Consider the following 26368-nt stretch of genomic DNA (forward strand, 5'->3'; position numbering starts at 1 on the left):
TGTTCATCGCACGAGGGGGCCGAGCGGGCGATTACGGTTCTGCCGAGCGGGATACCCCAGAAGCATGCCCGAAGGCGACACCGTATTTGCACTGGCCGCGAGGTTGCGTCGAGCATTGGACGGCGCGACGCTGCGGGCCGGAAGGCTGCAGGTGCCCGCGCACGCAGTGGAGAATCTGGCCGGCCGAACCGTCGTCGGGCATCGGACACACGGCAAGCATCTGTTCACCGATTTCGAGAACGGCACGACGCTGCACACGCATCTGCGGATGAGCGGATCGTGGACGGTCGTGCGGGCCGGTCGCTCGATTCCGCAGCGCGTCCGACCCGACGTGCGCGTCCGGCTTGCCGTGGTCGACGGGCCCACCGCGTACGGAATTCTGCTGCCGGTCGTGGACTACGGATACACGAGGGACATGAACGCGCTGATCGCACATCTCGGGCCGGACCCGCTGCACCCGACGTTCGACGCCGAGCGCGGAGTTGCCAACATCACGGCTCAGGGGAGTCGGCCGATCGTTGCGACGTTGCTGGATCAGCGGGTGATCGCCGGTCCCGGAAATCTGTGGGCCAACGAGCTGTGTTTTCTGCGCGGCCTGTGGCCGTGGACGCCGTCGAGTGATGTCGACGCGCAGAGATTGGTCGCGTTGCTCGAGCGGGCGATGCGTCATTCGGCGACGGTTCCGGGTGCGATGCAGGTGACCACCGGGGACACTCGCCGGGGTCGATCGCACTGGGTTGCAGGGCGGGCAGGAAAGCCGTGTCTGCGGTGTGGGACGTCGATTCGGGTGGTCGCGGAGACACCAGGAGATCCGGACAAGCGTCGAACATGGTGGTGTCCGACCTGCCAACCGGAGCCCTAGCGACGAGCGGTCGATCGCTGTTGGCTCAACGACATAACCGCCCGCGGGTATCGCGTGTTGCCTGCCGATACCAACGACTGCTTTCCTCGTGACCGAAAGATCGAAACCTGGGGGTCGTCAGAAGGTCGAATTGGTCGGGTGATCGGTATCGACCAAGTCGTGAGCCACCTTGTGCAGAGGCTGATTCTGCTGCTGCGACAGCTTCGCCAGCAGCTCGAACGCCTGCACCGCGTCGAGATCGTAGCGTTCCATGATCATTCCCTTGGCTTGGCCGATGATGTCGCGACTGGCCAGGCCCGTGCGGAACTGCTCGTTGTCGCGGGCGCTGAGCAAGGCAATGGCGGCATGCGCTGCGAGGGCTTCCCCGATCTCGACCGCGTCGACGTCGAAGGCACGCGGCTCGTCACTGTAGAAGATCAAGGCACCGAGGTCGTCGGCGTTGCTGTAGAGCTGAAACGCCGCCAAGGATTTGAATCCCTCGTTCACGGCCAGAACCGCGAACTCCGGCCATCGTGGCTCCGACGTGAGGTCGTCCGAGACGACGACATCGAAGTGGCGAACCTCGGTGGGAATCGGGCCCTCGTCGAGCTCGTACTGCAGTCGACACAGCTTTTCGGCCAAAGGGTCGGTGGATGCCACCACGGTGCGGACGCCTTTGCTGACCGTGGTGACGCAGCCGACGGTTGCACCCGGTATGAGCCGGATGGAGGTGCGCAAGATCTCTGCCATCGTCTCGGGCATCGAACGGCGGGTATCACGCAACGACCGCGCGAATTCGGCGAGTGACGATGCAGGGGACGATCCGGGAAGCTGCACATCGGGCGATGATTGCGACATTCACACGGTCCTCTCGCATAGGACCCCTGCCGCGCTTCGCCGGAGAGATCCACGATCTTGCGCCTTCTGCTGGACGCCCGTGCCGGCTCGAGAGCCAGCGCTGTGCACTTTATACGCTTCCGCCGAAACGGTTGTTCGTCGAACAGAGCGAGGGCCGCCGATCACCTGATCGACGGCCCTCACCGAAGTACGACTTACTTGAAGGTGTCCTTGATGTTCTCGCCGACCTTCTTCACGCCTGCCGAACCCTGATCCTTCTTGCCCTCGGCCTCGAGGTCCTTGTTGTTCGTGGCGTCGCCGACAACTTCCTTCGCCTTGCCGATGGCGTCTTCTGCTGCGTTCTTGGCCTTGTCGATGAAGCTCATGTGAGTTCCTTTCCTCGTGCCGGGTTGGTACTGAAGACTTAGTCGGAGCCCGTCGACGAAAGCGCACGTTCGCGCGCTGAGATCTGGGTCACACGCGCCGTCGACGTTTCCGTGGTGCCTGCGGTGGTTACATTCGTCCGATGATGGTCGCCAAGGTGGACAGTTATCAGCGCAGGCATCCGTCGGCGGGTTTTCCGCTGGCAGTGCTGTACAAATTTCTCGACGACCGTGGCGGTTACCTCGCGGCCCTCATCGCGTACTACTCGTTCCTGTCGTTGTTCCCGTTGCTGCTGCTCTTCACCACCGTGCTGGGAATCGTGCTGGCCGGGGACCCGGAACTGCAGACCCGCATCATCGATTCGGCAATGAGCCAGATCCCGGTCATCGGTGATCAACTCGGACAGCCGGATCGGCTCAGCGGCGGAACGACCGCCATCGTCATCGGCGTGGTGGGGTCGCTGTACGGCGGACTGGGAGTGTCACTGGCCGCTCAGTACGCAATGAACACCGCGTGGTCGGTCCCGCGAAACGAACAACCGGATCCGATCAAGGGTCGGCTGCGCGGGCTGCTGCTGCTCAGTACCGTCGGCACCGCCATCATCGGCCTGACCGTTCTCAACGGCGTCGCGTCCTCGGGCGTGTTCGGATTCGCAGGCGGCGCACTGGCACTCGTCGGAGCGGTCGTGGTCAACGCCGTGGTCTTCACTGCCGCGTTCCGAATCGGGACCGCCCGCGCCCTGAGTGTGCGCGAAGTTCTGCCCGGTGCCGCGATCGCCGCGGTGATCTGGCAGGCACTGCAATCGTTCGGCGGCATCTACATTCGCTATGTCGTCGGCAACGCCAGCGCCAGCAACGGGATCTTCGCGATCGTCCTCGGCCTGCTCGGCTTTCTCTACGTCTCGTCGGTGCTGATCGTGCTGTGCATCGAAATCAACGCCGTTCGCGTCGACCACCTGCATCCCCGAGCGTTGTTGACGCCGTTCACCGATAACGTCGAGCTCACCGAGGGTGACAAGAACTCCTACACCGGCCAAGCAGAAGCGCAGCGCAACAAGGGATTTCAGGACATCACAGTTACTTACGACGAGCCGGAAGCAGTGACCGAGGAGGATTCGCAGCCGGACAAGTAATGGGTGGTGGTGCGTGGCATTTGCTGGGTGATCTGGGTGGGGCAAATGCGCGCGCATTCGCCAGGTGCTCACGGAATAGCGAGGTGATCGGGCGCGAAATCGCGCGCGGATGGCAAACGCGCGCGCATTTGCGGGGACTGGGGCGGCGGGAACTGGGGAGGCGGGTACCCGGGCGTCGGAGGCTGATCGCCGGAGGGGGCTGATCGGCGGCGATCGCAAATGCGCGCGCATTCGCCAGGTGCTCACGGAATAGCGAGGTGATCGGGCGCGAGTTCGCGCGCGGATGGCAAACGCGCGCGCATTTGCGGGGACCGGGGCGGCGGGGAGAACTGGGGGCGGCGAGAACTGGGGGAGGCGGGTACCCGGGCGTCGGAGGCTGATCGCCGGAGGGGGCTGATCGGCGGCGATCACAAATGCGCGCGCATCCGCCAGGTGCTCACTGAATAGCCGGGTGATCGGGCACGAATTCGCGCGCGGATGGCAAACGCGCGCGCATTTGCGGGAACTGGGGTGGCGCGAACCGGGGGCGACGCGAACCGGGCCGACTCAGACTACGTGACCCCCGTCACGAACCGTCTGCCCGGTCGGTGAAAAAGAATCCAGGTTTGTTTCGGCGAAAGCGCATGCGCAAGCGCTTGTATGCGTTCTACGCTCCTGCAATCGAGCGACGCGACCGCGTGGCTAGGGGACAAGGGAGTCCACATGTTCAATCACCGTCGGAAGTCCGCGCTGACGATCGGCACCGCGCTCATGGCCGGTTCGCTGGTGTTCGGTCTGACTGCGTGCAGCAGTTCGGATTCGGACAGCGTCAAGGTCGGGCTCATCACCAAGACGGACTCCAATCCGTACTTCGTGAAGCTGCGCGAGGCAGCGCAGGCGCAGGCGGATTCCAGCGGAGCCGAGCTGGTGGCTCTGGCCGGCGCTTTCGACGGTGACAACGAGGGACAGGTCGCGGCCATCGAGAACCTGGTCGGGCAGGGTGTGAAGGGGATTCTGATCACCCCGAACTCGTCCACCGGAGTCCTGGACGCGATCAAGAAAGCACGTGACGCCGGCGTCGTCGTCATCGCCCTCGACACCGCAACCGACCCCGAGGACGCGGTCGACGCCACGTTCGCCACCGACAACAAGGCCGCAGGCGTCAGCCAGGGCGAATGGGTCAAGGGCACTCTCGGAACCACTGCGCCCCAGGTCATCATGCTCGACGGCACCGCGGGCGGCACGGTCGACACGTTCCGCCACGACGGCTTCCTCGAGGGCATGGGTCTGACCGACAGCTCGCCGGAGATCGTCGGCCAGGAGAACACCAACGGCGATCAGACCAAGGCGCAGACCGCCATGGAGAACCTGCTGCAGCGCGCACCGGGCGTCAATGCGCTGTACACGATCAACGAGCCTGCAGCAGCGGGCGCGTACCAGGCGATTCAGTCTGCCGGCCGCGCCGATCAGATCACCATCGGCTCGATCGACGGCAGCTGCACCGGCATCGAGAACGTCAAGGCCGGCATCATCGGCGCGACGGTGTTGCAGTTCCCGGCGAAGATGGCAGAGCAGGGCGTCGACGCTGTGGTGAAGTTCGCCGAGGACGGCACCAAGCCCAGCGGCTTCAACGACACCGGCTCGCAGTTGGTCACCGATCAGCCCGTCGACGGAATCGATTCGCAGGACACCGCGTGGGGCGAAGAGAATTGCTGGGGCTGATCGCGGATTCCCGGACCACCGCCCCAACACGAGGACTGATCCGTGAGTACTGACACTGCCGCCGAGCCCAAGGCTCCGAGCCGGTTCAACGTGGGGACCATCCTGCGTGAACCGCTGCTCGGGCCGATGGCCGCGCTTCTCATCGCCGTCATCGTCTTCAGTTCGATCTCGAGCTCGTTTCTCAACCCGCAGAACGTTTCTCTGATCCTGCAGCAGTCGGTGGTCGTCGGCATTCTCGCTGTCGGCCAGACGCTGATCATCCTCACCTCCGGTATCGATCTGTCGATCGGTGCGGTGGCGGTGATGGGCACCATCGTGATGGCGCAGTCGGCAGGCGCGAACGGTCCGGTGGTCGCACTGGGTTCCACGCTTGCCGTCTGCCTGGCGTTCGGTGCGATCGACGGCGGATTGGTGACGATGCTGCGACTGCCACCGTTCATCGTCACGCTCGGCACGTTCACCGCGATTCAGGCAGCCACCAGGTTGCTGGCCGGCTCCGAGACCTACCAGGTACCGAGCGGACCGCTGACGCTGCTCGGTACCTCGTTCAAGATCGGCAGTTTCTCCACGACGTACGGCGTGGTGGTGATGCTGCTGGTCTACGCCGTGATGTGGTACGCGTTGTCCCAAACATCCTGGGGCCGGCACATTTACGCGGTCGGCGGTAGCCCGCAGGCCTCGGATCGCTCGGGCATCAAGTCCGGTCGCGTGCTGTTCTCGGTGTACATCGTCACGGGAGTCATCGCGGCGATCGCGGCGTGGGCAGCGCTCGGAAGGATCCCCAACGCGGATCCGAACGCCTATCAGAACGCCAACCTGGAAACGATCACCGCGGTCGTCATCGGTGGAACCAGCCTGTTCGGTGGCCGCGGCACCGTCATCGGGACTCTCATCGGAACCCTGATCGTCGGTGTGCTGCGCAACGGTCTCACTCAGGCAGGCGTCGACAGCCTGTACCAGAACGTCGCGACCGGCATTCTCGTCATCGTCGCGGTGGCCGTTGATCAATTCGCACGTAGGAGGTCACAGTGAATGCCCCCCTCGCTCTGGAAGCGCGCGGCCTGGTCAAGACCTACGGCAGTGTGACGGCCATCAACGGTGCCGATTTCGAGTTGCGGCCCGGTGAGGTGCTGGCGGTGATCGGCGACAACGGTGCCGGAAAGTCCAGTCTCATCAAGGCTTTGGCGGGTGCTGTCATTCCCGACTCGGGCGAGATCCTGATGAACGGCTCGCCGGTGTCGTTCAAGAACACGCGCGACGCACGAGCAGCTGGCATCGAGACGGTCTATCAGGACCTGGCTGTCATTCCCGCGCTCGACATCGCGTCGAACGTCTATCTGGGACGCGAGATCAAGCGGAAAGGCATCAGCGGCAGTCTGTTTCGTCGCCTCGACATGCCACGGATGCGCGAGGAATCGTCGAAGCACCTGCAGGACCTGAAGATCGGCATCAAGTCGGTCAATCAGGCGGTCGAGACGCTCTCCGGCGGTCAGCGTCAGGGCGTGGCAGTGGCGCGGGCGGCAGCGTTCGGACGCGGAGTGATCATCATGGACGAGCCGACGGCCGCACTCGGCGTGCGGGAGTCGGGCATGGTGATCGACCTGATTCGCACGATCCGCGACCGAGGCATACCGGTGGTGCTCATCAGCCACGACATGCCGCACGTGTTCGAGGTCGCCGATCGCATTCACATCCACCGCCTCGGTAAGCGTGCAGGCGTCGTGAATCCGAAGAACCGCACCATGTCCGAGGTCGTCGCGCTCATGACCGGCGCGGAGGAGCCGACCGACGATGAACGCGCAGGCCGCTGAATCGACCGGTCCGGTCGGTGTTTTCGTCGGGCTGGCGACACTCGACGTCGTTCATCGAGTGTCGGCAGCGCCGGCACCCAACCAGAAGATCACCTCGAGCGCACAGTTCGTCGCGGCGGGAGGACCTGCTGCCAACGCGGCGGTGACCTTCGCCGCGCTGGGCGGGACGGCGGTGCTCGTCACCGCGCTCGGAGACGACCCGGTGGCAGCCCTGATCAAGGCCGAACTGGCGGCTTTCGGAGTGCGGGTGATCGACGCCGCCGAGGGCTCCACCAGGGCTGTGCCCGTCTCTGCTGTGACGGTGATCGAGTCGACCGGTGATCGGTCGGTCGTCTCGGCCGACGCCGTGAACTCCGACGCCTCGCCGCCGGAGGATCTAGAGGCCGTCGTGGCCGGTGCCGACGTCGTTCTCGTCGACGGGCACCACCCCCTGATCGCCTGCGCCGCCGCGGAACATGCGGCGGCGCGGGTTACCACGTTGGTCGTGGACGCCGGGCGCTGGAAACCGGTGATGAGCGAGCTGATTCCGCACGCCACGGATATGGTGTGCTCGGCGGACTTTCGCGCCCCCGGCACCTCGGACACCGCTTCCACCGCGGCGGCGCTCGTCGGATCCGGCGTGCACACCGTCGTCACGACCCACGGCGGAGATCCCGTCGAATGGTGGTCCGAGGGATCATCGGGATCGGTCGATGTGGAGCCGGTCGCAGTGGTCGATACTCTGGGTGCCGGGGATGCGTTCCACGGCGCGTATGCCTATTACTCCACGCAGCCAGGCTCTCTTTCCGAGCGCATCGACAGGTCGGCTCACGTTGCCGCATTGCGCTGCTCGGTGATCGGCCCCAGAGCGTGGTTACACGAACTATCCGCCGACACACTTCACTACCCACGGACTCGAAAGCGACAACGGTGAGCACTGACCAGGACGTACAGGAAGCCACCCTCGAACAACTCGTGGAGCTGGCGCGAAAGTCGGCTGTATCCGGTCAGCGACGCATACTCGGCCTGACCGGTGCGCCGGGTGCCGGAAAGTCCACTGTGGCTCAGCAACTCGTCGACGCGCTCGGGCCGGAACTCGCGGTACTGGTTCCGATGGACGGATTCCACCTCGCCAACGAGGTGTTGATCGAGCTGGGCCGGCTCGATCGCAAGGGTGCCCACGACACGTTCGACGACGGCGGCTATGCGCGGCTGATCGCGGCGATTCACGACCAGCAGCCCGGCGACCCCATCGTGTACGCGCCGAGATTTCGGCGCGAGATCGAGGAGTCGATCGGGTCCTCGATTCCGGTCCCGTCGACTGTCCCGCTCGTCGTCACCGAGGGGAATTACCTGCTGATGGAGTCCGACGCGTGGCCTGCCGCGCGTGCGATGATCGACGAAGTCTGGTTTCTGGCCCCGCACACCGAGGTTCGGCACCAGCGGCTGGTGGCCAGGCACGAGGCCTACGGAAAGTCGCACGAGGACGCGAAGTTCTGGGCACTGGGCTCGGACGAGCGCAACGCGGAATTGATCGGGTCCACCGCACTCCGCGCCGATCGAATCCTGCGACTGGCATGACTGTTCCACCGAGCCACGAGAACCGACAGCGGCGGGCCGTCTGACATGCCCACGATGGACGACGTTGCTCGCCTTGCCGGGGTATCGGTATCGACTGTCTCCCATGTGCTCAACGGAACCCGCAACGTCAATCCCGCTACCCGGGAGCGCGTCGACGCAGCGATCGTCGAGATCGGCTATCGGCGCAACGTCGTCGCTCGATCGCTCGCGGCGGGTCGGACGCACACCGTGGGACTGTCCATCGCCGCATTGACCAACCCGTACTTCGGCAGCCTGGTCCATGCCGTCGAGGAGCGGTTGTCCGAGGCCGGTTACGTGTTGATCCTCGGTGACTCGCACGACGAGCCACGCTCCGAGCGCAGGGTGACGGACTCGTTGCTCGACCGTCAGGTCGACGGCATGATTCTCGCGCCCGCAGCCGGCTCGGAGTTCTCCACGATTCCCGAGATCGTCCGTAGCGGAACCCCTCTGGTGTTGATCGACCGGATGCTCGATGTCTCGTGTGACCAGGTGGGCCCGGAGAACGACGCGTCGGCGTACGAGCTGACGACCCACCTCCTCGACGCCGGACATCGACGCATCGCGATCGTCCGCGGCATCGAAGGAATCTCCTCCACGACAGAGCGATTCGACGGCTACTCCCGCGCACTGGCGGATCGAGGAATCGAACTCGATCCTCGACTCGTTCTCGACGGCCGGTCGAGTGTGGAGGTGGCCGAGTCCCGGGTGCGTGAGTTGATGTCGGGTCCGGATCGGCCGTCTGCTCTGGTGTCGATGAACAACTCGATGACCATCGGATCGCTGAAAGCGGTTCGCGGCCTGGGCTTGTCGATCCCCGCCGACCTCGCCTTCGTGTGCTACGACGACTTCGAGTGGTCGGATCTGTTCGAACCCCGGCTCACCGCGGCGGCTCAGGACGTGCAGACGATCGGCCGAACCGCAGCCGACCTGTTGCTGAATCGAATCGAGGGCAGCGAAGAGACACCTCGGTCCATTCGAGTGCCCACCACCTTCACCCATCGCAATTCCTGCGGCTGCACGTAGACCGCAGCCACACCCGAAAGATAGGACCCACCATGCCGATTGCCAGTCCGGAGCAGTATGCCGCCATGCTGGATCGCGCCAAGGAGGGTGGGTTCGCCTACCCGTCGATCAACGTCACCGGTTCGCAGACTCTCAACGCAGCTCTGCAGGGATTTGCCGAAGCCGAGAGTGACGGCATCATTCAGGTATCGGTCGGCACCGCGCTCTATCTGTCCGGCAACGCCGTGCAGAACCGCTTCGCCGGGTCCAAGGCGCTCGCGCAGTACGCCCACGAAGTGGCGCAGCACTATTCGATCTCGGTGGCGCTGCACACCGATCACTGCCCCGCCGAGAATCTGGACGACTGGGTCCGCCCCCTGCTGGCCGACGCGATCGAACGACGCGGCCGCGGACTATCGCCGCTGTACCAATCGCACATGTGGGACGGATCGGCCGTGCCGTTGGACGAGAATTTGCGGATTGCGCGCGAGTTGCTCGACCTGTCGGTGGAGGCCGACACCATTCTGGAGATCGAAGTGGGAGTGATCGGCGGGGAGGAGGACGGGGTGTCACACGAGATCAACGAACAGCTGTATTCGACGGTCGACGATGCGCGCGCCACGATCGCTGCGCTCGGTGCGGGGGAGCGCGGTCGTTATATGACGGCTCTGACCTTCGGCAACGTCCACGGCGTCTACAACCCCGACTCGGTACATCTACGACCCGAGATCCTCGACGAGATCCAGTCCGTCGTCGGAGCCGAGACGGGTAAGGACAAGCCCTTCGATCTGGTGTTCCACGGCGGATCGGGTTCCAGCGCAGAGGACATCGCCTCGGCCGTGGCCAGCGGGGTGATCAAGATGAACATCGACACCGATACCCAGTACGCGTTCACCAGATCCATCGCCGGTCACATGCTGAGCAAGTACGACCAGGTTCTCAAGGTCGACGGCGAGTACGGAAACAAGAAGGCCTACGACCCCCGATCCTGGGGCAAGCCGGCCGAGACGGCGATGGCGGCTCGCGTGGTCGAGGCGACACAGATGCTGGGTTCGGCAGGGCGCACTATGCGCTGAGAATCCTTTCCGTCGAGTGTGTCGAAATCTGCGGACCGGTTCCGTCCCAGGGTCGAATGCGGCAAGAATGGCCGCATCGAACGTCAGGAGACACCATGGCCAAGTACCTCATGCTCAAGCATTACCGCGGCGCTCCGGAGCCGATCAACAGCGTCCCGATGGACCGGTGGACGCCTGCGGAAGTGCACGCGCACATCCAGTTCATGCAGGATTTCGCCGCCGAACTCGAAGCCACCGGCGAGTTCGTCGATGCTCAGGCCCTGGCTCCCGAGGGGACCTGGGTCAGCTCCGGCGGTGAGGGCAAGCCGCCGGTCACCGACGGTCCGTTCGCCGAGACCAAGGATCTCATCGCAGGCTGGATGATCATCGACGTGGAGACCTACGAGCGGGCGCTCGAACTCGCCGGGCAGTTGTCGGCCGCGCCGGGAGCAGGCGGCGAACCGATTCACGAATGGCTCGAACTGCGTCCGTTCATGGAGGCTCCCCCCATCATCGCCGACTGACGACCGCCATGGACCCCCAGGTGCTGCGGGCACTGACACCCGCGGTGATCGGCGTCCTCGTCCACCGCGGAGCCGACTTCGCGTCGGCCGAGGACGCCGCGGCGGAGGCGATGCTCGAGGCGACCTCCAGGTGGGTCGCCGACGCGCCTGCCGATCCGAAGGGTTGGCTGGTGACCGTCGCGTGGCGCAAGTTTCTCGACGCAGAACGATCCGAGAAGGCGCGACGAGCACGAGAGGATCGAGTCGCGGCACAACCGGATCCTGGCACCGTGAGCGGCGTCGACGACACGCTGCAGTTGTTCTTTCTGTGCGCGCATCCCTCGCTCGGTCCGGCGGCAGCGGTGGCACTGACGCTGCGTGCCGTCGGGGGATTGACGACGCGGCAGATCGCGCAGGCGTACCTGGTGCCGGAGAAGACCATGGCGCAACGCATCAGTCGCGCCAAACGCACGGTGCGCGACGTGCGTTTCGACGCGCCCGGTGATGTGGGGACGGTGCGACGAGTGCTGTACCTCGTCTTCAACGAGGGGTACACCGGGGACGTCGATCTGGCGGCCGAGGCGATTCGGTTGACCCGGCAGTTGGCCGGGTTGTCCGAAGACGAGGAAACGGCCGGACTGTTGGCGCTGATGCTGTTGCACCACGCACGGCGTTCGGCCAGGACCGGGCCCGACGGTCACGTCATCGATCTCGCTGAGCAGGACCGATCTCGTTGGGACACAACGCTGATCGCAGAGGGAGTGCGAATCCTGCAGGCAGCGCTCGCCCGCGATCGGTTGGGTGAGTTCCAGGCGCAGGCGGCCATCGCCGCCCTGCACGCCGACGCCCGATGTGTGGATGAGACCGATTGGCCGCAGATCGTCGAGTGGTACGACGAGTTGCTCGCTCTCACGGACAGTTCCGTCGTACGACTCAATAGAGCGGTGGCGATCGGGGAGGCCGACGGTCCGGCGGCCGGGCTCAAGGCGCTGCGCGAGGTCGATCCCGCCGTCCCGCGGCGCACAGCGGCGGCCGCGTACCTGTACGAGAAGACCGGTGATCTGCTGCGTGCAGCCGAGTTGTACGCGGAGGCGGCGGAGAAGGCGTCGTCGATTCCCGAGCGGCACCATCTGACGCTGCAGGCCGCGCGGATCAGAGCCGGTTGAGCCCCGCGGGCGGCAAGCGAACGGACCGATCGGTTTCGTAATCTGATCGTTAGCGGTAGAAAGCGGAATCCGTGCGACCCTCGTATGGTGCTGAAGTTGCCAATGGGACAGAAGAGAAGGAAACTAACTCGATCCGCTGCGGTCGTGACGGCTGCGGCAGCGGCGTCGATGCTGATGACCGGGACACCGGCGCAGGCGTTGCCGGGTAACTCCGGATCGGCCGACGCGGCTGCGGGAGCCGTCGGCATCCATCAGGTGTCGGCAACCCGCGCGGTGCTGAACGTCTTCTCCCCGTCCATGAATCGGGTCATTTCCAACGAGGTGTTGCATTCGCCGGAGGGTGGCCCTGCGCCCACTCTCGTGCTGCTCAACGGCGCACTCGGCAACGAGGACGGAGTCGGGTGGCTCAACAACTCGGGCGTCGAGCAGTTCTTTCTCGACAAGAACGTCACCGTCGTCGCACCGATCGGCGGTCGATTCAGTTTCTACACCGATTGGCAGACAACCGATCCCGTGCTCGGCAGCAACAAGTGGCAGACCTACCTGAGCCGCGAATTGCCTGCCGCCGTCGACGCGGCCTACGGATCGACCGGCAGACGCGGTGTGGCAGGGCTGTCGATGAGTGGTGGTCCCGCACTGGATCTGGCGATCCAGGCTCCGGATGTGTTCGACGCGGCCGCGTCGTTCAGTGGATGCCCGGCACCCTCCAACCCGCTTGCCACTGCCGGTATTTCGGCGATGATCGCCGGCGGACTCAACAACCCCTTCAACATGTGGGGGCTGCCGGGAAGTCAGGGATGGCGCGACCACGACCCGTCACTGAACGTCGAGCGGCTGCGCGGAACCGCGGTCTACGTCAGCTCCTCCCGCGGACTACCAGGGCCGGTGGATCGCATTCCCGAGGGCGCGATCCCACCGTTCGGCGGAATGGCGGTGGAGGCCATGGTCAACCACTGCACATCGATCTTCGTCGACGCCCTGCGCCGAGCCGACGTGCCGGCAACGGTGTCCATGCGCGAGGAGGGCGCGCATACCTGGCCGCTGTTCGAGGATCAGCTGCGTGAGGCCTGGTTCACCACGCTGGCACCGGCTCTGGGAACCAGCTGATTGCATCGAGAGTCCGGCGGGTAAGCGTGGTTCACACCGGCGAAAGGACAACGCGAACATGTCGAAGGACGAATTGCACAAGGGCGACAAGGTCGAATGGCAGACCCACGGAAACACGACCGAGGGAACGGTGGTGGAGAAGATCACCTCCGAGACCGAAGCCGCAGGCCGCACCGTGAAGGCATCGAAAGACGAGCCGCAGTACCGGGTCGAGAGCGACAAATCCGGTAAGGACGCGGTGCACAAGCCGGAAGCGTTGGACAAGAAGGACTGACGCCACAAGATCACCTGTGCGCCCCGAGTTGTCGACTCGGGGCGCACAAGTGGATCTCAGGCCTCGGGCACCGATCGTTCTGCGCCCCAACTCCGTTCGATGTAGCCGCGGATGCGCTCGATGTCCTCGGCGGGGATTCTCTCCGGCTCGCCGTGCTCGAGGGGATCGGTGTGGAAGATGTAGAGCCGTGAGGCGAACTGGTCGAACGGCAGAGAACCCTCGCCTGCGCGTTCGCCGTTGCCCGCCGTGCCCACCACGACGCCGTCGCCCCAGTCCTGACCGCTGTCGTTGTTCGGGTTGAAGAAGTACACCCGCATGACGCCGTCGGGATCGGTGTTCACGCGCAGGATCGTGATGGCGTGCCATCCCACATACCGTGCGGCGCTGTCGGTTACGGCCACACCTGCCGGCTGTGGATGGATCAAGGGTTGGTGCCCGTTGTACTCCGGGTGGTACGCGGCGTAGAACTGCCGCAGAAAGGCGTCCAGGTCGACGAGATTGCCGGTCGCAACGTCGACGTCGATGTGGAATTCGCGTGCCGACCACCATCCGTGGAACTCGGGATTGACCCAGCGGTGCGGATCGCCTGGACGATCGGCGCAACGCCGGACCATCTCGGCATAGATGCGATCGAGGTGCGGAACCAGCAGCAGCGACGCGGGATCGAGGTCCACCGGATCGGTGGTGGCGACGCCGCTGACACTCTCGGTCGACGAGATCGACTGTCCCTCGAAGTGCATGACGATCTCCTCGTCACGCGCCGCCCACACCACCATCTGCAGCAGGTAGTCGGGATCGTTGTAGGCCCACATCGACAAGGCCCGCGCCGACTGACACGTCGGGTTGTCGCCCTGGCCCACACCGAGGGGCTGCCCCAGCATCGAGAGCAAACCGCCGAGCAAGCGTGACTCCGGCGCGGGGACCGGCCCGAACGTGGTGATCAGTCGTTCCCGCACCGCGGGAGCAAGTTTCAGCGAGATCTGCCGCCACAGGGACGGCACGATCGGCGGCTGATGCAGAATCCCGCGATCGAGAAGCAGTGCCAATCCGTACAGGCACTGTGCGGTCTCGGGATACACCGTCTCCTCGATGAGGCGATGCACCAGTTCCGGATACCGCGTCAGGCAGGTCCGGCCGGTATCGGACAGACCGAGGGCCTCGGGCAGCACGTACGAGTAGTGGTCGACGAGATACTGCGTCAGCGTCGCGTGATACGGGGAGACGAGTCCGGTGTCGTGCATGGCTCGCGCGAATCCGCGGGCCTCGAACTGCAACGCCTCGACGTCCATCGCCTCGAGTCGCGAGCGGTACACCTCGACGCCCGGATCCTCGCGGCAGGCATCGGTTGTGCCGAACAGTGCCGTGATCAACCGATCCAGGCCTTGACCGGACGTGCCGAGATCGACGGTGGGATCGTCACGATAGATCGCGATGCGGGTGACCATGTCCTTGATGGTGTCCACCTGAATCGGACGCTGCCGCAGAATCCGCCAGATTTCCTCGACCAACTCGTCGAGCACACTGTCGTAGCCGATCTGCCCGGCCACGTACCCGAACAGATCACGGATCAGATGAGCGGTGCGGCCCAGGCGAACTCGCTCCGACTCGGACGGTGGTGTGAACAGGACGTCGAGATTCACCGCGAGAACCTGAGAGAGGAACCGGCGGGCATCCTCGGCGGTCACCGCAGCATGCTCGTACTCGCCCGCAACGATCGCGACCATCCGCAGTTCGCTGGTCGCCTCGAGTACGAAGGTGTCGTCGTTGCCGCTGCGCAAGCTGGGCCCTACGAACCCTGGAACGAGAATGTCCGGCTGTGCCCAATCGGTGCCCGCGAACAGCCCCGCAGTCTCGAGCACCTCGGCGCGTTCGCGAATTGCACCGCAACCGCCGGGCTGCAACAGGACTCGATGCACACCATCCAGAACACGTCGCACCTTGGTGTTCTTGCTGAACTCAGGTGCATCGGCCAAGGCATGCACGGCATGGTCCAGTTGCGCCAACCGTGATGCCAATGCTTTGTCCACGGCGGTGGTCGCGTTCGTCGGTGCCGGCTCGTCCATGGTCTGTGACGATGGGTTGCGGTCGTCTCCGAGTTGCTGCTTCACACGTAGAAGTCCAGTTCTTCCTGATGCTTCAACAAGTCACGCATGACGTAGGTGTCATCACCGAAGAAGTACAGCAGGCCCCAGTGGGTGCCGAATGCCGTTCTCTTGGTGACGGTTTCCTCCACCGGTGCCGACAGATCGTTGGTCTCGTAGTAGTCGTGCCCGCTGGTCTCCTCGGGAATCTGCAGTTGACTGACGACGCGGCGTCGCGGGTACACCCCGAAACATCCGGCGACACCGGTGGCGTCGACGACCTCCTTCGGGAAGAAGGCGTCGATCTCCTCCTCGGTGGTTTTCGGATCGAACGCCAACGCCAGGCCCTGGTAGGCGTTGAAGCCGTAGGCCCGCTCGAGCAGCTCGAACACCTTGAAACCCGGTGGGCGGTAAGCAACTTCGCCGAAGTACATCTCGCCGTCACTGGTGACGAAGTACTCGGGATGGATGAAGCCGAACTCGATATCGAAGGTCTTGATCAACTTCTCGATCTGCACCGTGATCTGCTCACGATACTTCTCCAGTTCCGGTGTGGCCGGAACGAACACCGAATAGCCGAGCGTGACGTATTCGGAGATGTTGAGGAACTTGATCTTGCCGTTGTGGATCCACGCTTCGACGGCGAACTCCCAACCGTCGAGATGCGATTCCATCAGCGCCGGAAATTCCTCGTCGGGAATGGAGTCGACCTCGTCGGGGGTGCGAATGACGCGGTGTCCCAGGCAGCCTGCCTTGTCGAAAGCCTTGACATGGATGGGATCGTTCGGATCGCCGTCGAGCTTGAGCAAGGTCTGGTTGACTCGCTTGAGGAATCGGATGACGTCCTCGCGGTCGTGGGCCTCTTCGAAGATGCCGACGCGGATTCCACCGAGTTGGGCGCGACGCTTCATCAAGGACTTGTCGCGCAGCAGCATCGCCTGACCGAACAGTCGCGGGTTGCCCAGCAGTACCGAGTTGATGGCACCGGCCCACTCGACCGTCTCCTCGTAGAGCGGGATCGCGACGTCGACGCCCTTGTCCTGCAGGGTCTCGGCGATTTCCAGTGAGCGGTCATTGAGTCGCTCGAAGTTCCACGGGAGGTACGGAATGTCGTGCTCGGTGCAGTACGCCTCGGCCCACTCGGGGGCGACGACGACGTAGCGCCGATCGAACTTGTCCAGTGCTTCCACCGCGGCCAAACTCCACCCCAGCAGGGCCACGAAACCCTTGTTCGGGTCTTTCTCCAGCCTGTCTGGCTGAGCCATGAAGTTCCTTCCCCTAGATGATTCATCGGTCGAGGTCCTTCGCTCCACCGTACAGAGGCAGTATCGGTCACCGGGCACCCCTGTATGCGACTGTGGATCGGAAACGCGCCGGATCCAGGTGTTCGGTAGCGTTCACGATCGACGAGGTGCGGTGCGCGCCTTCCTGGAACGAGGAGTGCGACATGACGGTCGACAAAACGGGTGCGCAGGTCGAAATCACCCAGCAAGCAGATCGTTTCACGGTTTCGGCCGACGGCTCGCAGGTCGGGTTCACCGAGTTCGCCGACGACGAACACGGCAGACGTATCTTCTTCCACACCGAGGTCGACGCAGCGTACGGCGGACGTGGTCTTGCAACGATTCTCGTGCAGCAGGCGCTCGACGCCACCCGCAACGATGCCAAGCGGATCGTGCCGATCTGCGAGTTGGTAGCGGCCTTCGTCGGCAAGCACTCGGAATTCGACGACATCGTGGAGCAGCCGACCGACGAGATCCGGCAATGGCTGGCCGACCGGCAGGCCTGACCGCGGGAATACCGTCGGGCTTCGGCGGGTTGAGGCGATCAGAGTAGTTGCAGAGTCAACTACATTGCCGAAAGGGACGCCATGCCTGCAGTGACGGTCGACAACATCCTCGCCTTGCCCCGAATCCCCATGCCCGACGCCACCGCCGTCCCCCGGCCGGTCCGGTCCGTCACGACGGCACCGACGGGTTACGAGGGCGAGGGCTTTCCGGTTCGTCGCGCATTCGCGGGACTGGACATGGCGTCACTCGACCCGTTCATCCACATGGATCAGATGGGCGAGGTCGACTACGCGCCCGGCGAGCCGAAGGGGACGCCGTGGCATCCGCATCGCGGGTTCGAGACGGTCACCTACATGATCGACGGCATCATGGAGCACAAGGACTCTCACGGCGGCGGCGGAGTCATCAGCGGTGGCGACACCCAATGGATGACTGCGGGCGGGGGCATTCTGCACATCGAGGCCCCGCCGGAGCATCTGGTGCTCTCGGGTGGGCTGTTCCACGGTGTGCAGCTGTGGGTCAATCTGCCGCGTGAGAACAAGATGGCGCATCCGCGGTACCAGGACATCACCGGGAGCAAAGTTGCGTTGGCGTCGAGTCCCGACGGCGGTGCGTTGGTCCGCGTCATTGCCGGCGAGATCGCAGGCATGCAGGGGCCGGGATCGACCTACACTCCGATTGCGCTCTCGCACAGCACCATCGCGCCGGGTGCGGCATTGACGCTGCCGTGGAACAGGGAGTTCAACGCACTGGTCTACGTTCTAGCGGGCGAGGGCACCGTGGGCGCGGAGAAGCGTCCGATCAGGATGGGGCAGACGGCGCTGTTCGGCCGCGGTGACACCATCGAGATGTCCGCGTCTGCGGCGGGGGAGTCGTTGGAGGTGTTCGTTCTGGGCGGCAAGCCGATCAGGGAACCCGTCGCGATGGCAGGCCCGTTCGTCATGAACACCAAGTCCGAAGTGCTGCAGGCGTTCGAGGACTACCAGGCCGGTCGGCTCGGCGTTCCCGTCGAATGATCGTCTCGGCCGTGCAACGATCTCCTGCATGAGCGACGCCGAACGCCGTATTCGCAGAACCCGGCTGTATCGCCGTTTGGTCACCCGCGCGGACGGCCCGCTCGAGCCCGCGCGGGCGGCCAAGAGGCTGTCGGCCTACGTCTACGGAAACATCCTGGTTCTGGCGGCGGTCGCAGCATCGACGCCGAGCTCGATCGAGAACGGAACTGCTGCTGTTCTGGTTCTGGCCACTGCGGTGACGACGTTTCTGGCGCACGTGTTCGCCGATTTCGTCGCCAGCAGTCAGATTCCCGAAGCGCACGGCGACGCAACCGACGAGCAACGCACGTTCGAGGCCGTCGAGGAATTCCGTGACGCCGTGCCGATCCTGAGCTCCGGCACGGTCCCTGCGGTGATGCTGGCCCTCGGCTGGTTGTCGGTGCTCCCGGGGCAGTGGTCGGAACTGCTGGCCGGCGGCGTCATCGTCATACGCATCGCGACGATTCAGATGGTCACGGAACGAATTCGCGGCAACCCGTTGACCTTCCGCGCATTTCTGGGTGGTCTGGCCACCGCTGCGGTCGCCGCACTCATCGTCTTGGCCAAGGTGTTTCTGGGCCACTAGCTCCCGAACTCGGCGTACAACTCCGGCAGGAAGCCGGCCAGGTGGTTCATCTCCTGTCCGCAGTGCAGCAGTAGATCTCGGGCGAGATCGACCCCGAGATCCAAGTCCGTCGGATCGACCGACGCCCCGCGGCGGACGGCGCACACGGCCTGCCTGACGTCCGGTACGTACAGCCCGCGCAGGTTCAGGAAGAAGCGGCTCCGCATCTCGGCACCGCCGTCGACGGGACGCACCTGGTGGGCCAGCCAGCCCAGGTCCACCGGCGCTATGGAGCTGCCCACTCGGCCGAAGACGATCGTCTGATCCGCGGGAACGTCGAAGCCGTGCGCAAGAGGATCGCGAAAAGCGATACCCAGCTGTTGCAGCTTCGGTCCGACGTACTCGTCCACGAAAGTCGTGTTGCCGACGTACTTGGCCTTGTCGGGAATGTCGAGTGCCGTTCGATCCTCGGCGAGGGCTGCGTAGAGGTGGGCGTCGGGATGCCACAGCTTGTAGCGTGCGGCCTCGGTGGAATGCCAGCCGAACCACCAGTCCCACATCGCTGCCGTCACGCGCGGCATCACCGTGCGGACCGCCACGAACGTCACTCCATCGGCGCGTCGACCGTATCCGGTCTCGATCGTGGAGTAGCCGGTGGGCGCGAGATCGGTTGTGATGGAATCGAATCCAGGAATCGAATCGGGCGCGAGGGCCGGGCCCGCAGAGGCGTCCGCGACGGCGGTCGGTGCGGGCGTCGTTCGCTGTGCCATGTATCGGGCGTACGGCAGATCTCGATCGGCGTCGCGGTAGCCCTGGTAGCGCTCGCCGCACTCGTCGGCCGAACCGGTTGCCGGGGCCGCTACCGCCTTGGCTACCGGGCCGACGACGGCGACGGTGGCCGCAGCGGCCGCTCCGATCATGATCTGGCGTCGTGTCGGCCCCCGGCTCATGCGACCACCCCTCTCAACATTCGTTGAGGCTAGGTTGCGGAATCGACGTATGTCAACGGCCTGGCACTACACTGCGCGGTATGAGTCCGGCACACCCCAGGGACGATGAGTCGAGAGTGCGTCGGCGCGACGAGATCGCCACGGCAGCGATCCAGGTGCTCGCCACCCGAGGTCTTCGCGGTTTGACGCACCGGGCGGTGGACGCCGCGGCGGGACTGGGACCCGGGTCGGTGAACTACCACGCGCCCACCCGGAGTCGGCTGCTTCACCTGGCTCTCGGTCAACTGTTCGTCCGCGACTTCGAGGTGGCCGGAGCGACCTTCGGCAGTCTCGTCGACGTCAAGCCGCTCACCGCCGATATCGTGGTGTCCCGCATCATCGACTTCATCGACGCCATGACGACCGGGGATGCCGTCCAACGGGTCATCGCTCGCCACATCATGCTCGGCGAGGCGCAGCACGACGACGAAATTCGCGAGTTGTTCGACAGTCAACGAGCAGCATTCGTCACCTACACCCAGTGGATCGTCGCCTCGTTGGACTCCGAGGATCCGCCGTCCGACGCCGAGACCCTCGTGGTGATGATCGAGGGGCTGGTGCAGCGGCAAGTGCTGATCGGGTCACGCCTGTCCCCGGGCTTCATCGAGGAGATGTTGCGCAAGATCGTGGTGGCCTCGCCGCTCGTCGAGAACTGACCGGGGCCGGCGACCTCACCCGAGCAGCGTACGACGCTCGGTGTGGGTGAACGTGAAGATCGTCGCGCCGAAGCTGATCAGTGCGGTGAGAAGCAGTACCTGCGGGCCGGTGATGACGACGCCGATGAAGGCTCCGATCGCGCCTCCCAAGGCGAACGATCCGAGAAGGGCTGTGTAGCAGAGCCAGTCGTAGCGCGTCCCGCCGCCGAACATGTGCCGCTCGATACCCTGGCCGAGTTTGACCATGGTGCCGGTGACGTAACTCAGGGGGATGTAGGTCTCTTCCTTCTTCGTGAACGCGGTGTTGAGGGCACCTAGTGCAAAGGCCACCAACAGAATCGGGTAGAAGTTCACGTTGGCCGACGACCATCCGGAGATGGCGATGTCGATCGCGCCTGCTCCTGCGAGTGCGATCGTGGTCAGCACCGTTGCTCCGTGCGGGTGATTCGACCAGTAGCGACGACGGCAGATCGACGAGATCACGACGCCTGCCAGGAAAGAGCCCATGAGCGCCAGTGCCGCGATCGGTGAAGCCCCCGGGGTGACCTCCTTGCCCTCGGGATGCCCGAAGTGTCCGACGACTGCTCGCTCGGTGTTGCCGGTCATGAAGGTCACGAAGTAGCCGGCGGAATGGAGGAAGGCAACTGCACCCACCATCCCTGCCAGTCCCGACAATATCCAGGACAGACGAGCTTCGGCACCGACGGCTGTTTCGCGGCTGATCGTCAATGGGGAAGTCATGACTCGATTGTCCGGACTACGGGCGAACCGGCAAATCTTTGAGTTGTCGGTCACATAACCGACGGCGATTCACCATTGGCAACCATTCCCCGGTGCATGACCCTGTTTCCCACGACCCCGCTGTGATCGGCTTTGTGCATCACACATCGGTTGTCCCACATGACGACGTCCTCCGGTGCCCACGCGTGTCGCAGCACATTGGTCTCGCGAGTCGAATGCTCGAACAGGTATCGCACGGTCTCCTGTGCCTCCTCGGTGGACATGCCGCTGATCGCGACACACCGTGCGGGTGCCGACAACGCCAGAGCGGTACGCCCGGTCACGGGATGCACTGCGAACAAAGGATGTTCGGCGCAGGAATCGGTGTCCGACGCCACCCCGGTCACTCGGTGCGTCACCGTTCTTCCGGCCAGGTCCGCTTTGCGGTCGGCCGGCAAGGTGTCGTAGGCCGCGTACTGGTCGCTGAACAGCGTGCTGCCCCCGGACTCCGGTACCTCGACCGCACGTAATGCGGTGTAGGCAGGCGGATTCGGTACGTACGTGGTGTCCACGTGGAACGTCGATTTCGGCGGTGTGGTGCGGCCGACGTTGCTGATGACGTTCAGATCGGGAAAGCCCGGCACCGGCGTCTCGCCCTCGGTGAACATCATCTCGCCGAACCGCCGGAGAAATGCCAGGAAACCCGCGTCGTCCAAGGGCTGTCTGCGCAGAATCAGCACGCCGTGTTCGGCCAACAGCGTTCGCAGTTCTTCGGTCTCGGTGGAGCTCAGGTCCAGCTCGTCGATCTCGATTCCCAACGTCACGAGGACAACTCCTTCACCGACAGTTCGTCGAGCGTTCGTGCGAACAGTTCGTCGACGGCGATACCTGCCGCCGAGGCCATCACGGCGAGCACGCTCGACGGCGAGTATGAGCAGTACAGACCGGCTTCGAGAAACCACGGTTGGCCGTCGGGGTCGATCCGGAAGTCGAACAGACCGTAGTGCCGGCAGCCGAGAGATCGATAGCACGATCGTGCTGCCGCCCAGACCTTCTCGGTGATCGGATCGGAGACGTCCACCATCCACGCTCTGGTCTGTTCCTTCGCGACCAGGTACAGATCCCCGTCCGAGGTGCGATTCAACTTGTCGGCGCTGGTACGAATCGACTCGACGGCATACTCCTCGAGTGGAAGGCAGATCAGCTCGTCGCCCCGTGCGATGATGCCGCAACGGACCTCGCGGCCGAGGGGGATGTACGACTCCACCAGTGCCGCAGTCGAATACGTCAGAGCCTCGCTCACTGCGGTTGCCAACCGGTCGGATTCGCGAACCAGTGTGACGCCCATCGAGTTGTCCGAGTCCACGGGCTTGACGACCACCGGCAGTTCGACGTCGATGTCGTCGCCGCACCGCACCACGACACCGGTCGGAACGGCGACCCCGGCCGCCGCGACCACGGCTCGGGCGCGAGCCTTGTCGGCCGTCATCGCCATCACGTCCGGACCGTTGCCCACGTACGGCACGCCCAACAGATCGAACAGGCTGCGGTATGTCGTCATTCCGGGCAGGCAGAACATCTGCGGCACCATCACGTCGAAGTGCCACGACGAGATGACGTCCACCGCCTGCGCCAACGACATCTGGTGTGCCGACGCCACACTGGCGGCGTCGATGCCACCGGGGAAGCTCCAGAGCCCGCCGGGGGAGACGAACGCCACCTCGAACCGATAGTCGGGATTTCCACCGAGTGCGTCGAGGAATCCGCCCGCGTACACCCGAGACAGATCGCAGTGGAATTCGTCCACCGACGATCCGACCAGTACCAGGACCGACAGGGTCATCAGTCGCCTCCGTTCTCCACGAGCTTGCCGATGTTGAAGTCGATGCGTGACCATCCGCGTCGGGCCAGCAGATTTCGCACCAGCAGGGACGGAATCTGAAGGTGGTGCACCAGCAGATAGGGAAGTGGATCCCAGCCGGTGAGGATGGCGTCCTTTCCCTCGAAGATGCTGCGCAAGCGGGCCTTACGGTTGCCCTCGGTGAGCAGACGCCACACCTCGTGGTAGATCCAGTACGTCGGGCGAGCCGTCGTACGCGGCACGATCACGGGATGGCCGTCGTCGAGGTACGCGGCAGCCAGGTCGGGATGGTCGTAGAACATCGTGATGGCCGAATGGGTGCGAGGGTTGCACTCGATGGCGTAGATGCGGCCGTCGTCGGCGGACTCGATGAAGTCGAACGACAGCTGGCCGGTGACGTCCAGCGAAGAGACGAACGTTTCCACCCAGCGCAGGATGTCGGGCTTGTCGACCATCTCGTAGTTGACCTGGAACGCCGACGATTCGCAGCAGCCGTACACCTGCAACCGTCCACCGCGGACGGTGCCGTGGGTGCAGTACTCCTGCCCGGCGACGAACTGCTGCAGGATCCACGGATCGTCTTCGGAGATGCCGAGACTGCGTGCGAATCGCAGGTTCTCGGCAGGTGTGTCGCGGGTCAATCGCGTCAGATCCATGCGGCCGACCGGGTTGTACGAGATGCGTTTGAGGATGTACTCACGGCCCGGTGGGAAGTCGAACTCCGCGATCTGCTCGACGTCGGTGATGCGTCGCCAATCGGGAACGCGCAAGCCGAGCGCCGCAGCGTGTTCGGAGAACCTGGACTTGTCGTCGAGCATGCGAACAGTCGCGCCGTCGCCGTGCAGGACCTCGCAGTGCGAATCGAGCAGTGCCCGTGCGTCGGCATCATGGATGCTCGCAGCCGGACTCGCGACGGGGACGAAGACGTCGACGCCTTCGCGGAGCACCACATCCAGAAGTGCTCGGGCGTAGCCGGATTCAGTCGGGTCGGGTACACAGTGAAAGCGGTCGACCGCCCGCGAGAACCGATGGCCGGTGAAGCGATACTTGGCCGATTCCACCAGGACGACCCGGTGCCCGGCGAGATGGAAGGACCGCGCGAGCTGCAGGGCCTTGGTCATCTTCCCGCCGCTGATCATGACCGTCTTGGGGGAGTCGGTTGGGCGCGTGGCGGGCCGGCCGCCGCGGACGGCAGCCACCCCCGCCGCCACGAGGTCGGCGGGGAGGGTGGCAGTGAGTCCGACAAGCGCTGCGACAGTGCGGATCATGTGCGCCGGATCAAGGTGACGCCGTCGCGCAACGGCACCAGCACCTGCTCCACGCGGGGGTCGTTCGCCACGTACTCGTTGAATTCGGCGACGGCCCGGCCGTTCTCGGTGGGGCGTTCGCTGTACGGCTGACCCTGCAGGAGGGTGTTGTCGACGGCGATCACGGCGTTGTCGGCCAGCAGCTCGCTACCGAGCAGGTGCTCCACGTACGCGCGGTATCCGGTCTTGTCGGCGTCGACGAAGACCAGATCGAACGTGCCGTCCAACCGGCGGAGGGTGTCCAGTGCAGGCCCCACCTCCACCGTGATGGACGAGCCCGCAGGCGAATCCGCGAAACAGGACCGCGCGAACTCGGCCACGTACGGATCCACCTCGCAGGCGACCACCTCGCCGCCCGCGGGCAGAGCCTCGGCCATCGCCAGTGCCGAGTAGCCGGTGAACATACCGATCTCGAGCACCCGCTTCGCCCCGGTCATGTGCACGAGAAACGCAAGAAAGCGTCCCTCCACGTGGCCGGAGAGCATTTCCATCTCCAGTGGCCCCGAGCCGGAGACGACGTCACGTGATCTCCAGTCCTCGGTGCGGGTCCGCGATGCCAGTGTCGCCAGCGCTGCGGATTGGGGGGTGGTGCAGGTGTCGAGATACGGGTCGAGTCCCGCCGCGAGATCGCGGGCTCGATGAACACGAGTGATCAGCTCGTCGGTCGCCCCGTTACCGGCGTCGAGCAGATCGGCTATCTCGCTCAGCTCGCGCGCCAGAATGGTGGTCGGGGTGACCGGTCGCGGGGTCTGGGTCACGGCGTCGGTGCAGTGAACATGTCGAGACCCTCGCCTGCGCGCGGGAAGTCGAGGCAGATCTTCTTGTGCAGAGTCAGCACATCGGCCAACTCGGCTGCGTCGAGATCGTTGAGGAAGCGGCACGTGCCGATCGGGTCCGGCACCGCTGCGCGCAGAATGCCGTCGCGGGTCTTGAGGATCGATGCCGTTGCCTCCGAGAGCAACTCGGGTGTCAGGTACGGGCTGTCCAGGGCCAGCCCGATGCTGGACATGACACCGAGCACTCGATCGCGATCGGCGGTGGACAGGTGTCCACGCTGTTCGGCGACGGTCGTCGACAGCGCCATGTCGATGTTGATCGCGTGGCCGTGGAAGAACGGGGCAGGCGGAGTCAGCTCGAGCGTCGGGCTCCAGGTGTGGCCGAAGGCGATGACGCGATCGAGATCGATCTCGTGCAGATTGGGTGCCTCGAGTTCGAGCATCGTCGCGATCGCCGAGTAGGTCAGTCGATCTGCAACCGAACGCAATTCCGCTGTTCCGTCGAGATGACCGAATCGGGTTCGGAGCAGTTCGGGACCGTACTGTTCGAGCATCTCGAAGATCTCCAGATTGCCGACGACGGAGATCTTGATCAGCTCGGCCATGCCGTTGCGCACCTGATCCTCGGGCAATGTGCCGAGGAACGAGAAGTCCAGCAGCACCTTCTGCGACGCGTGGTACGCACCGAGGCGGTTCTTGTGCTTTCCGTAGTTGACGGCCACCTTGATGGACACGCTCGCGTCGATCAGGCCGATCAGGGTGGTGGGAATGCGAATGTACGGGGTGTTCCGTCGGTAGCTGGCGCACGCGAAACCCGCCACGTCCGTGGTCAATCCGCCGCCGACCACCAGCACCGGCTCGGTGCGGACCAGACCGAACGCATCGAACTCGCCCACGATGCGCTCGAACGTCTCCAGCGACTTCGCGGTCTCGGCGATGTGCACCGGAACCACCGTCAGTGCGATGTCGTAGTGATCGAAGTACGCGCTGATCCGGTCGCCGTAGATCTCGTGCACCGATTCGTCGACGACCATCAGCGCGCGACCGTACGGCCGGTAACTATCGGCCAATTCGGTGTTCTCGATTGCGAACACACCGTCGACGTAGATCAGGTCGTACTCGATGCGTTCGTAGCCTTCGACGCGAAACGACCTGTCCCCGGCAACGACCTGGGCCTGAAGATTGCTCACAATTA

General features: G+C 64.5%; 28 protein-coding genes. 17 read left to right on the top strand and 11 right to left on the bottom strand.

Going from position 1 to position 26368, the window contains the following annotated elements; translation table 11 throughout:
• Window positions 1-64: 64 nt before the first annotated feature.
• Window positions 65-862: a DNA-formamidopyrimidine glycosylase family protein gene (locus tag R3P95_RS09105; RefSeq protein WP_317548126.1), complete on the top strand. Its 798-nt coding sequence runs from the start codon at window positions 65-67 to the stop codon at window positions 860-862.
• Between the two features lie 117 nt (window positions 863-979).
• On the opposite strand, the gene R3P95_RS09110 is transcribed toward R3P95_RS09105, so the two are convergent.
• Entirely contained in the window at window positions 980-1699 is a 720-nt protein-coding gene (locus R3P95_RS09110) for a GAF and ANTAR domain-containing protein (RefSeq protein ID WP_149404926.1), read from the bottom strand.
• Between the two features lie 194 nt (window positions 1700-1893).
• The gene (locus R3P95_RS09115; protein WP_027495724.1) at window positions 1894-2064 is read right to left on the bottom strand and encodes a CsbD family protein; all 171 of its coding nucleotides are present in this window, start codon (window positions 2062-2064) and stop codon (window positions 1894-1896) included.
• 140 nt (window positions 2065-2204) lie between these two features.
• Here R3P95_RS09115 and R3P95_RS09120 point away from each other — a divergent pair, with 140 nt between their 5' ends.
• The 12 genes from R3P95_RS09120 (at window position 2205) to R3P95_RS09175 (ending at window position 13394) form a co-directional block, all read left to right on the top strand.
• Complete coding sequence (locus R3P95_RS09120) at window positions 2205-3194, top strand: YihY/virulence factor BrkB family protein (protein ID WP_394855398.1); 990 nt, start codon at window positions 2205-2207, stop codon at window positions 3192-3194.
• Between the two features lie 702 nt (window positions 3195-3896).
• Complete coding sequence (locus R3P95_RS09125) at window positions 3897-4895, top strand: substrate-binding domain-containing protein (RefSeq protein WP_149404927.1); 999 nt, start codon at window positions 3897-3899, stop codon at window positions 4893-4895.
• Between the two features lie 42 nt (window positions 4896-4937).
• On the top strand, window positions 4938-5927 hold the full coding sequence (locus R3P95_RS09130) for an ABC transporter permease (protein ID WP_317548127.1): 990 nt from the start codon (window positions 4938-4940) through the stop codon (window positions 5925-5927).
• Window positions 5924-6706, top strand: a complete 783-nt coding sequence (locus tag R3P95_RS09135; RefSeq protein ID WP_269595712.1) for an ATP-binding cassette domain-containing protein — start codon at window positions 5924-5926, stop codon at window positions 6704-6706. Before R3P95_RS09130 ends, R3P95_RS09135 begins: the two co-directional genes overlap by 4 nt.
• Window positions 6687-7619 carry a PfkB family carbohydrate kinase gene (locus R3P95_RS09140; protein ID WP_317548128.1) on the top strand — a complete coding sequence of 311 codons (933 nt, stop codon included), beginning with the start codon at window positions 6687-6689 and terminating at the stop codon, window positions 7617-7619. The genes R3P95_RS09135 and R3P95_RS09140 overlap by 20 nt, the downstream gene beginning before the upstream one ends.
• On the top strand, window positions 7616-8266 hold the full coding sequence (locus R3P95_RS09145; protein WP_317548129.1) for a nucleoside/nucleotide kinase family protein: 651 nt from the start codon (window positions 7616-7618) through the stop codon (window positions 8264-8266). Before R3P95_RS09140 ends, R3P95_RS09145 begins: the two co-directional genes overlap by 4 nt.
• 54 nt (window positions 8267-8320) lie before the next feature.
• Complete coding sequence (locus R3P95_RS09150) at window positions 8321-9310, top strand: LacI family DNA-binding transcriptional regulator (RefSeq protein ID WP_256980733.1); 990 nt, start codon at window positions 8321-8323, stop codon at window positions 9308-9310.
• A 32-nt stretch (window positions 9311-9342) separates the two neighbouring features.
• Window positions 9343-10365, top strand: a complete 1023-nt coding sequence (gene fbaA, locus R3P95_RS09155; RefSeq protein WP_317548130.1) for a class II fructose-bisphosphate aldolase — start codon at window positions 9343-9345, stop codon at window positions 10363-10365.
• Between the two features lie 95 nt (window positions 10366-10460).
• The gene (locus R3P95_RS09160; protein WP_317548131.1) at window positions 10461-10868 is read left to right on the top strand and encodes a YciI family protein; all 408 of its coding nucleotides are present in this window, start codon (window positions 10461-10463) and stop codon (window positions 10866-10868) included.
• Between the two features lie 8 nt (window positions 10869-10876).
• Entirely contained in the window at window positions 10877-12013 is a 1137-nt protein-coding gene (locus tag R3P95_RS09165; RefSeq protein ID WP_317548132.1) for an RNA polymerase sigma factor, read from the top strand.
• Window positions 12014-12157: 144 nt separating this feature from the next.
• Window positions 12158-13120 carry an alpha/beta hydrolase gene (locus tag R3P95_RS09170; RefSeq protein WP_317548133.1) on the top strand — a complete coding sequence of 321 codons (963 nt, stop codon included), beginning with the start codon at window positions 12158-12160 and terminating at the stop codon, window positions 13118-13120.
• Between the two features lie 58 nt (window positions 13121-13178).
• Window positions 13179-13394, top strand: coding sequence for a hypervirulence associated TUDOR domain-containing protein (locus R3P95_RS09175; RefSeq protein WP_068055681.1), 216 nt, complete (start codon window positions 13179-13181; stop codon window positions 13392-13394).
• A gap of 56 nt (window positions 13395-13450) precedes the next feature.
• On the opposite strand, the gene R3P95_RS09180 is transcribed toward R3P95_RS09175, so the two are convergent.
• Both R3P95_RS09180 and R3P95_RS09185 read right to left on the bottom strand, forming a co-directional pair.
• A complete protein-coding gene (locus R3P95_RS09180) occupies window positions 13451-15457 on the bottom strand; it encodes a hypothetical protein (protein WP_317548296.1) in 2007 nt (668 codons plus the stop codon).
• Window positions 15458-15498: 41 nt separating this feature from the next.
• On the bottom strand, window positions 15499-16740 hold the full coding sequence (locus tag R3P95_RS09185; RefSeq protein WP_149404935.1) for an ATP-grasp domain-containing protein: 1242 nt from the start codon (window positions 16738-16740) through the stop codon (window positions 15499-15501).
• A 182-nt stretch (window positions 16741-16922) separates the two neighbouring features.
• Here R3P95_RS09185 and R3P95_RS09190 point away from each other — a divergent pair, with 182 nt between their 5' ends.
• The 3 genes from R3P95_RS09190 (at window position 16923) to R3P95_RS09200 (ending at window position 18885) form a co-directional block, all read left to right on the top strand.
• Entirely contained in the window at window positions 16923-17264 is a 342-nt protein-coding gene (locus tag R3P95_RS09190) for a GNAT family N-acetyltransferase (RefSeq protein WP_149404936.1), read from the top strand.
• Window positions 17265-17345: 81 nt separating this feature from the next.
• Window positions 17346-18281, top strand: coding sequence for a pirin family protein (locus R3P95_RS09195; RefSeq protein ID WP_317548135.1), 936 nt, complete (start codon window positions 17346-17348; stop codon window positions 18279-18281).
• A 28-nt stretch (window positions 18282-18309) separates the two neighbouring features.
• Entirely contained in the window at window positions 18310-18885 is a 576-nt protein-coding gene (locus R3P95_RS09200) for a hypothetical protein (protein ID WP_317548136.1), read from the top strand.
• Here R3P95_RS09200 and R3P95_RS09205 read toward each other — a convergent pair.
• Window positions 18882-19814: a DAPG hydrolase family protein gene (locus R3P95_RS09205; protein WP_317548137.1), complete on the bottom strand. Its 933-nt coding sequence runs from the start codon at window positions 19812-19814 to the stop codon at window positions 18882-18884. The two genes, R3P95_RS09200 and R3P95_RS09205, sit on opposite strands and share 4 nt — an antisense overlap.
• Window positions 19815-19894: 80 nt before the next feature.
• On the opposite strand from R3P95_RS09205, the gene R3P95_RS09210 reads away from it, so the two are divergent.
• A complete protein-coding gene (locus R3P95_RS09210) occupies window positions 19895-20509 on the top strand; it encodes a TetR/AcrR family transcriptional regulator (RefSeq protein WP_317548138.1) in 615 nt (204 codons plus the stop codon).
• Between the two features lie 15 nt (window positions 20510-20524).
• Here the strand turns inward: R3P95_RS09210 and R3P95_RS09215 are convergent, their stop codons facing one another.
• Genes R3P95_RS09215 through R3P95_RS09240 form a run of 6 tightly spaced genes read right to left on the bottom strand, consistent with a single transcriptional unit; the run spans window position 20525 to window position 26363 of the window.
• The gene (locus tag R3P95_RS09215; RefSeq protein WP_317548139.1) at window positions 20525-21250 is read right to left on the bottom strand and encodes a YoaK family protein; all 726 of its coding nucleotides are present in this window, start codon (window positions 21248-21250) and stop codon (window positions 20525-20527) included.
• 50 nt (window positions 21251-21300) lie between these two features.
• The gene (locus R3P95_RS09220; RefSeq protein ID WP_317548140.1) at window positions 21301-22053 is read right to left on the bottom strand and encodes a TauD/TfdA dioxygenase family protein; all 753 of its coding nucleotides are present in this window, start codon (window positions 22051-22053) and stop codon (window positions 21301-21303) included.
• Window positions 22050-23072, bottom strand: coding sequence for a D-alanine--D-alanine ligase family protein (locus R3P95_RS09225; RefSeq protein WP_317548141.1), 1023 nt, complete (start codon window positions 23070-23072; stop codon window positions 22050-22052). The genes R3P95_RS09220 and R3P95_RS09225 overlap by 4 nt, the downstream gene beginning before the upstream one ends.
• Complete coding sequence (locus tag R3P95_RS09230) at window positions 23072-24358, bottom strand: ATP-grasp domain-containing protein (protein ID WP_317548142.1); 1287 nt, start codon at window positions 24356-24358, stop codon at window positions 23072-23074. Before R3P95_RS09230 ends, R3P95_RS09225 begins: the two co-directional genes overlap by 1 nt.
• On the bottom strand, window positions 24355-25155 hold the full coding sequence (locus tag R3P95_RS09235; RefSeq protein WP_317548143.1) for an O-methyltransferase: 801 nt from the start codon (window positions 25153-25155) through the stop codon (window positions 24355-24357). Before R3P95_RS09235 ends, R3P95_RS09230 begins: the two co-directional genes overlap by 4 nt.
• A complete protein-coding gene (locus tag R3P95_RS09240; RefSeq protein WP_094639246.1) occupies window positions 25152-26363 on the bottom strand; it encodes a sedoheptulose 7-phosphate cyclase in 1212 nt (403 codons plus the stop codon). Before R3P95_RS09240 ends, R3P95_RS09235 begins: the two co-directional genes overlap by 4 nt.
• Window positions 26364-26368: the final 5 nt, after the last annotated feature.

This window comes from Rhodococcus cercidiphylli, from assembly GCF_033042225.1.
In the GTDB taxonomy this organism is placed as follows: Bacteria; Actinomycetota; Actinomycetes; order Mycobacteriales; family Mycobacteriaceae; genus Rhodococcoides.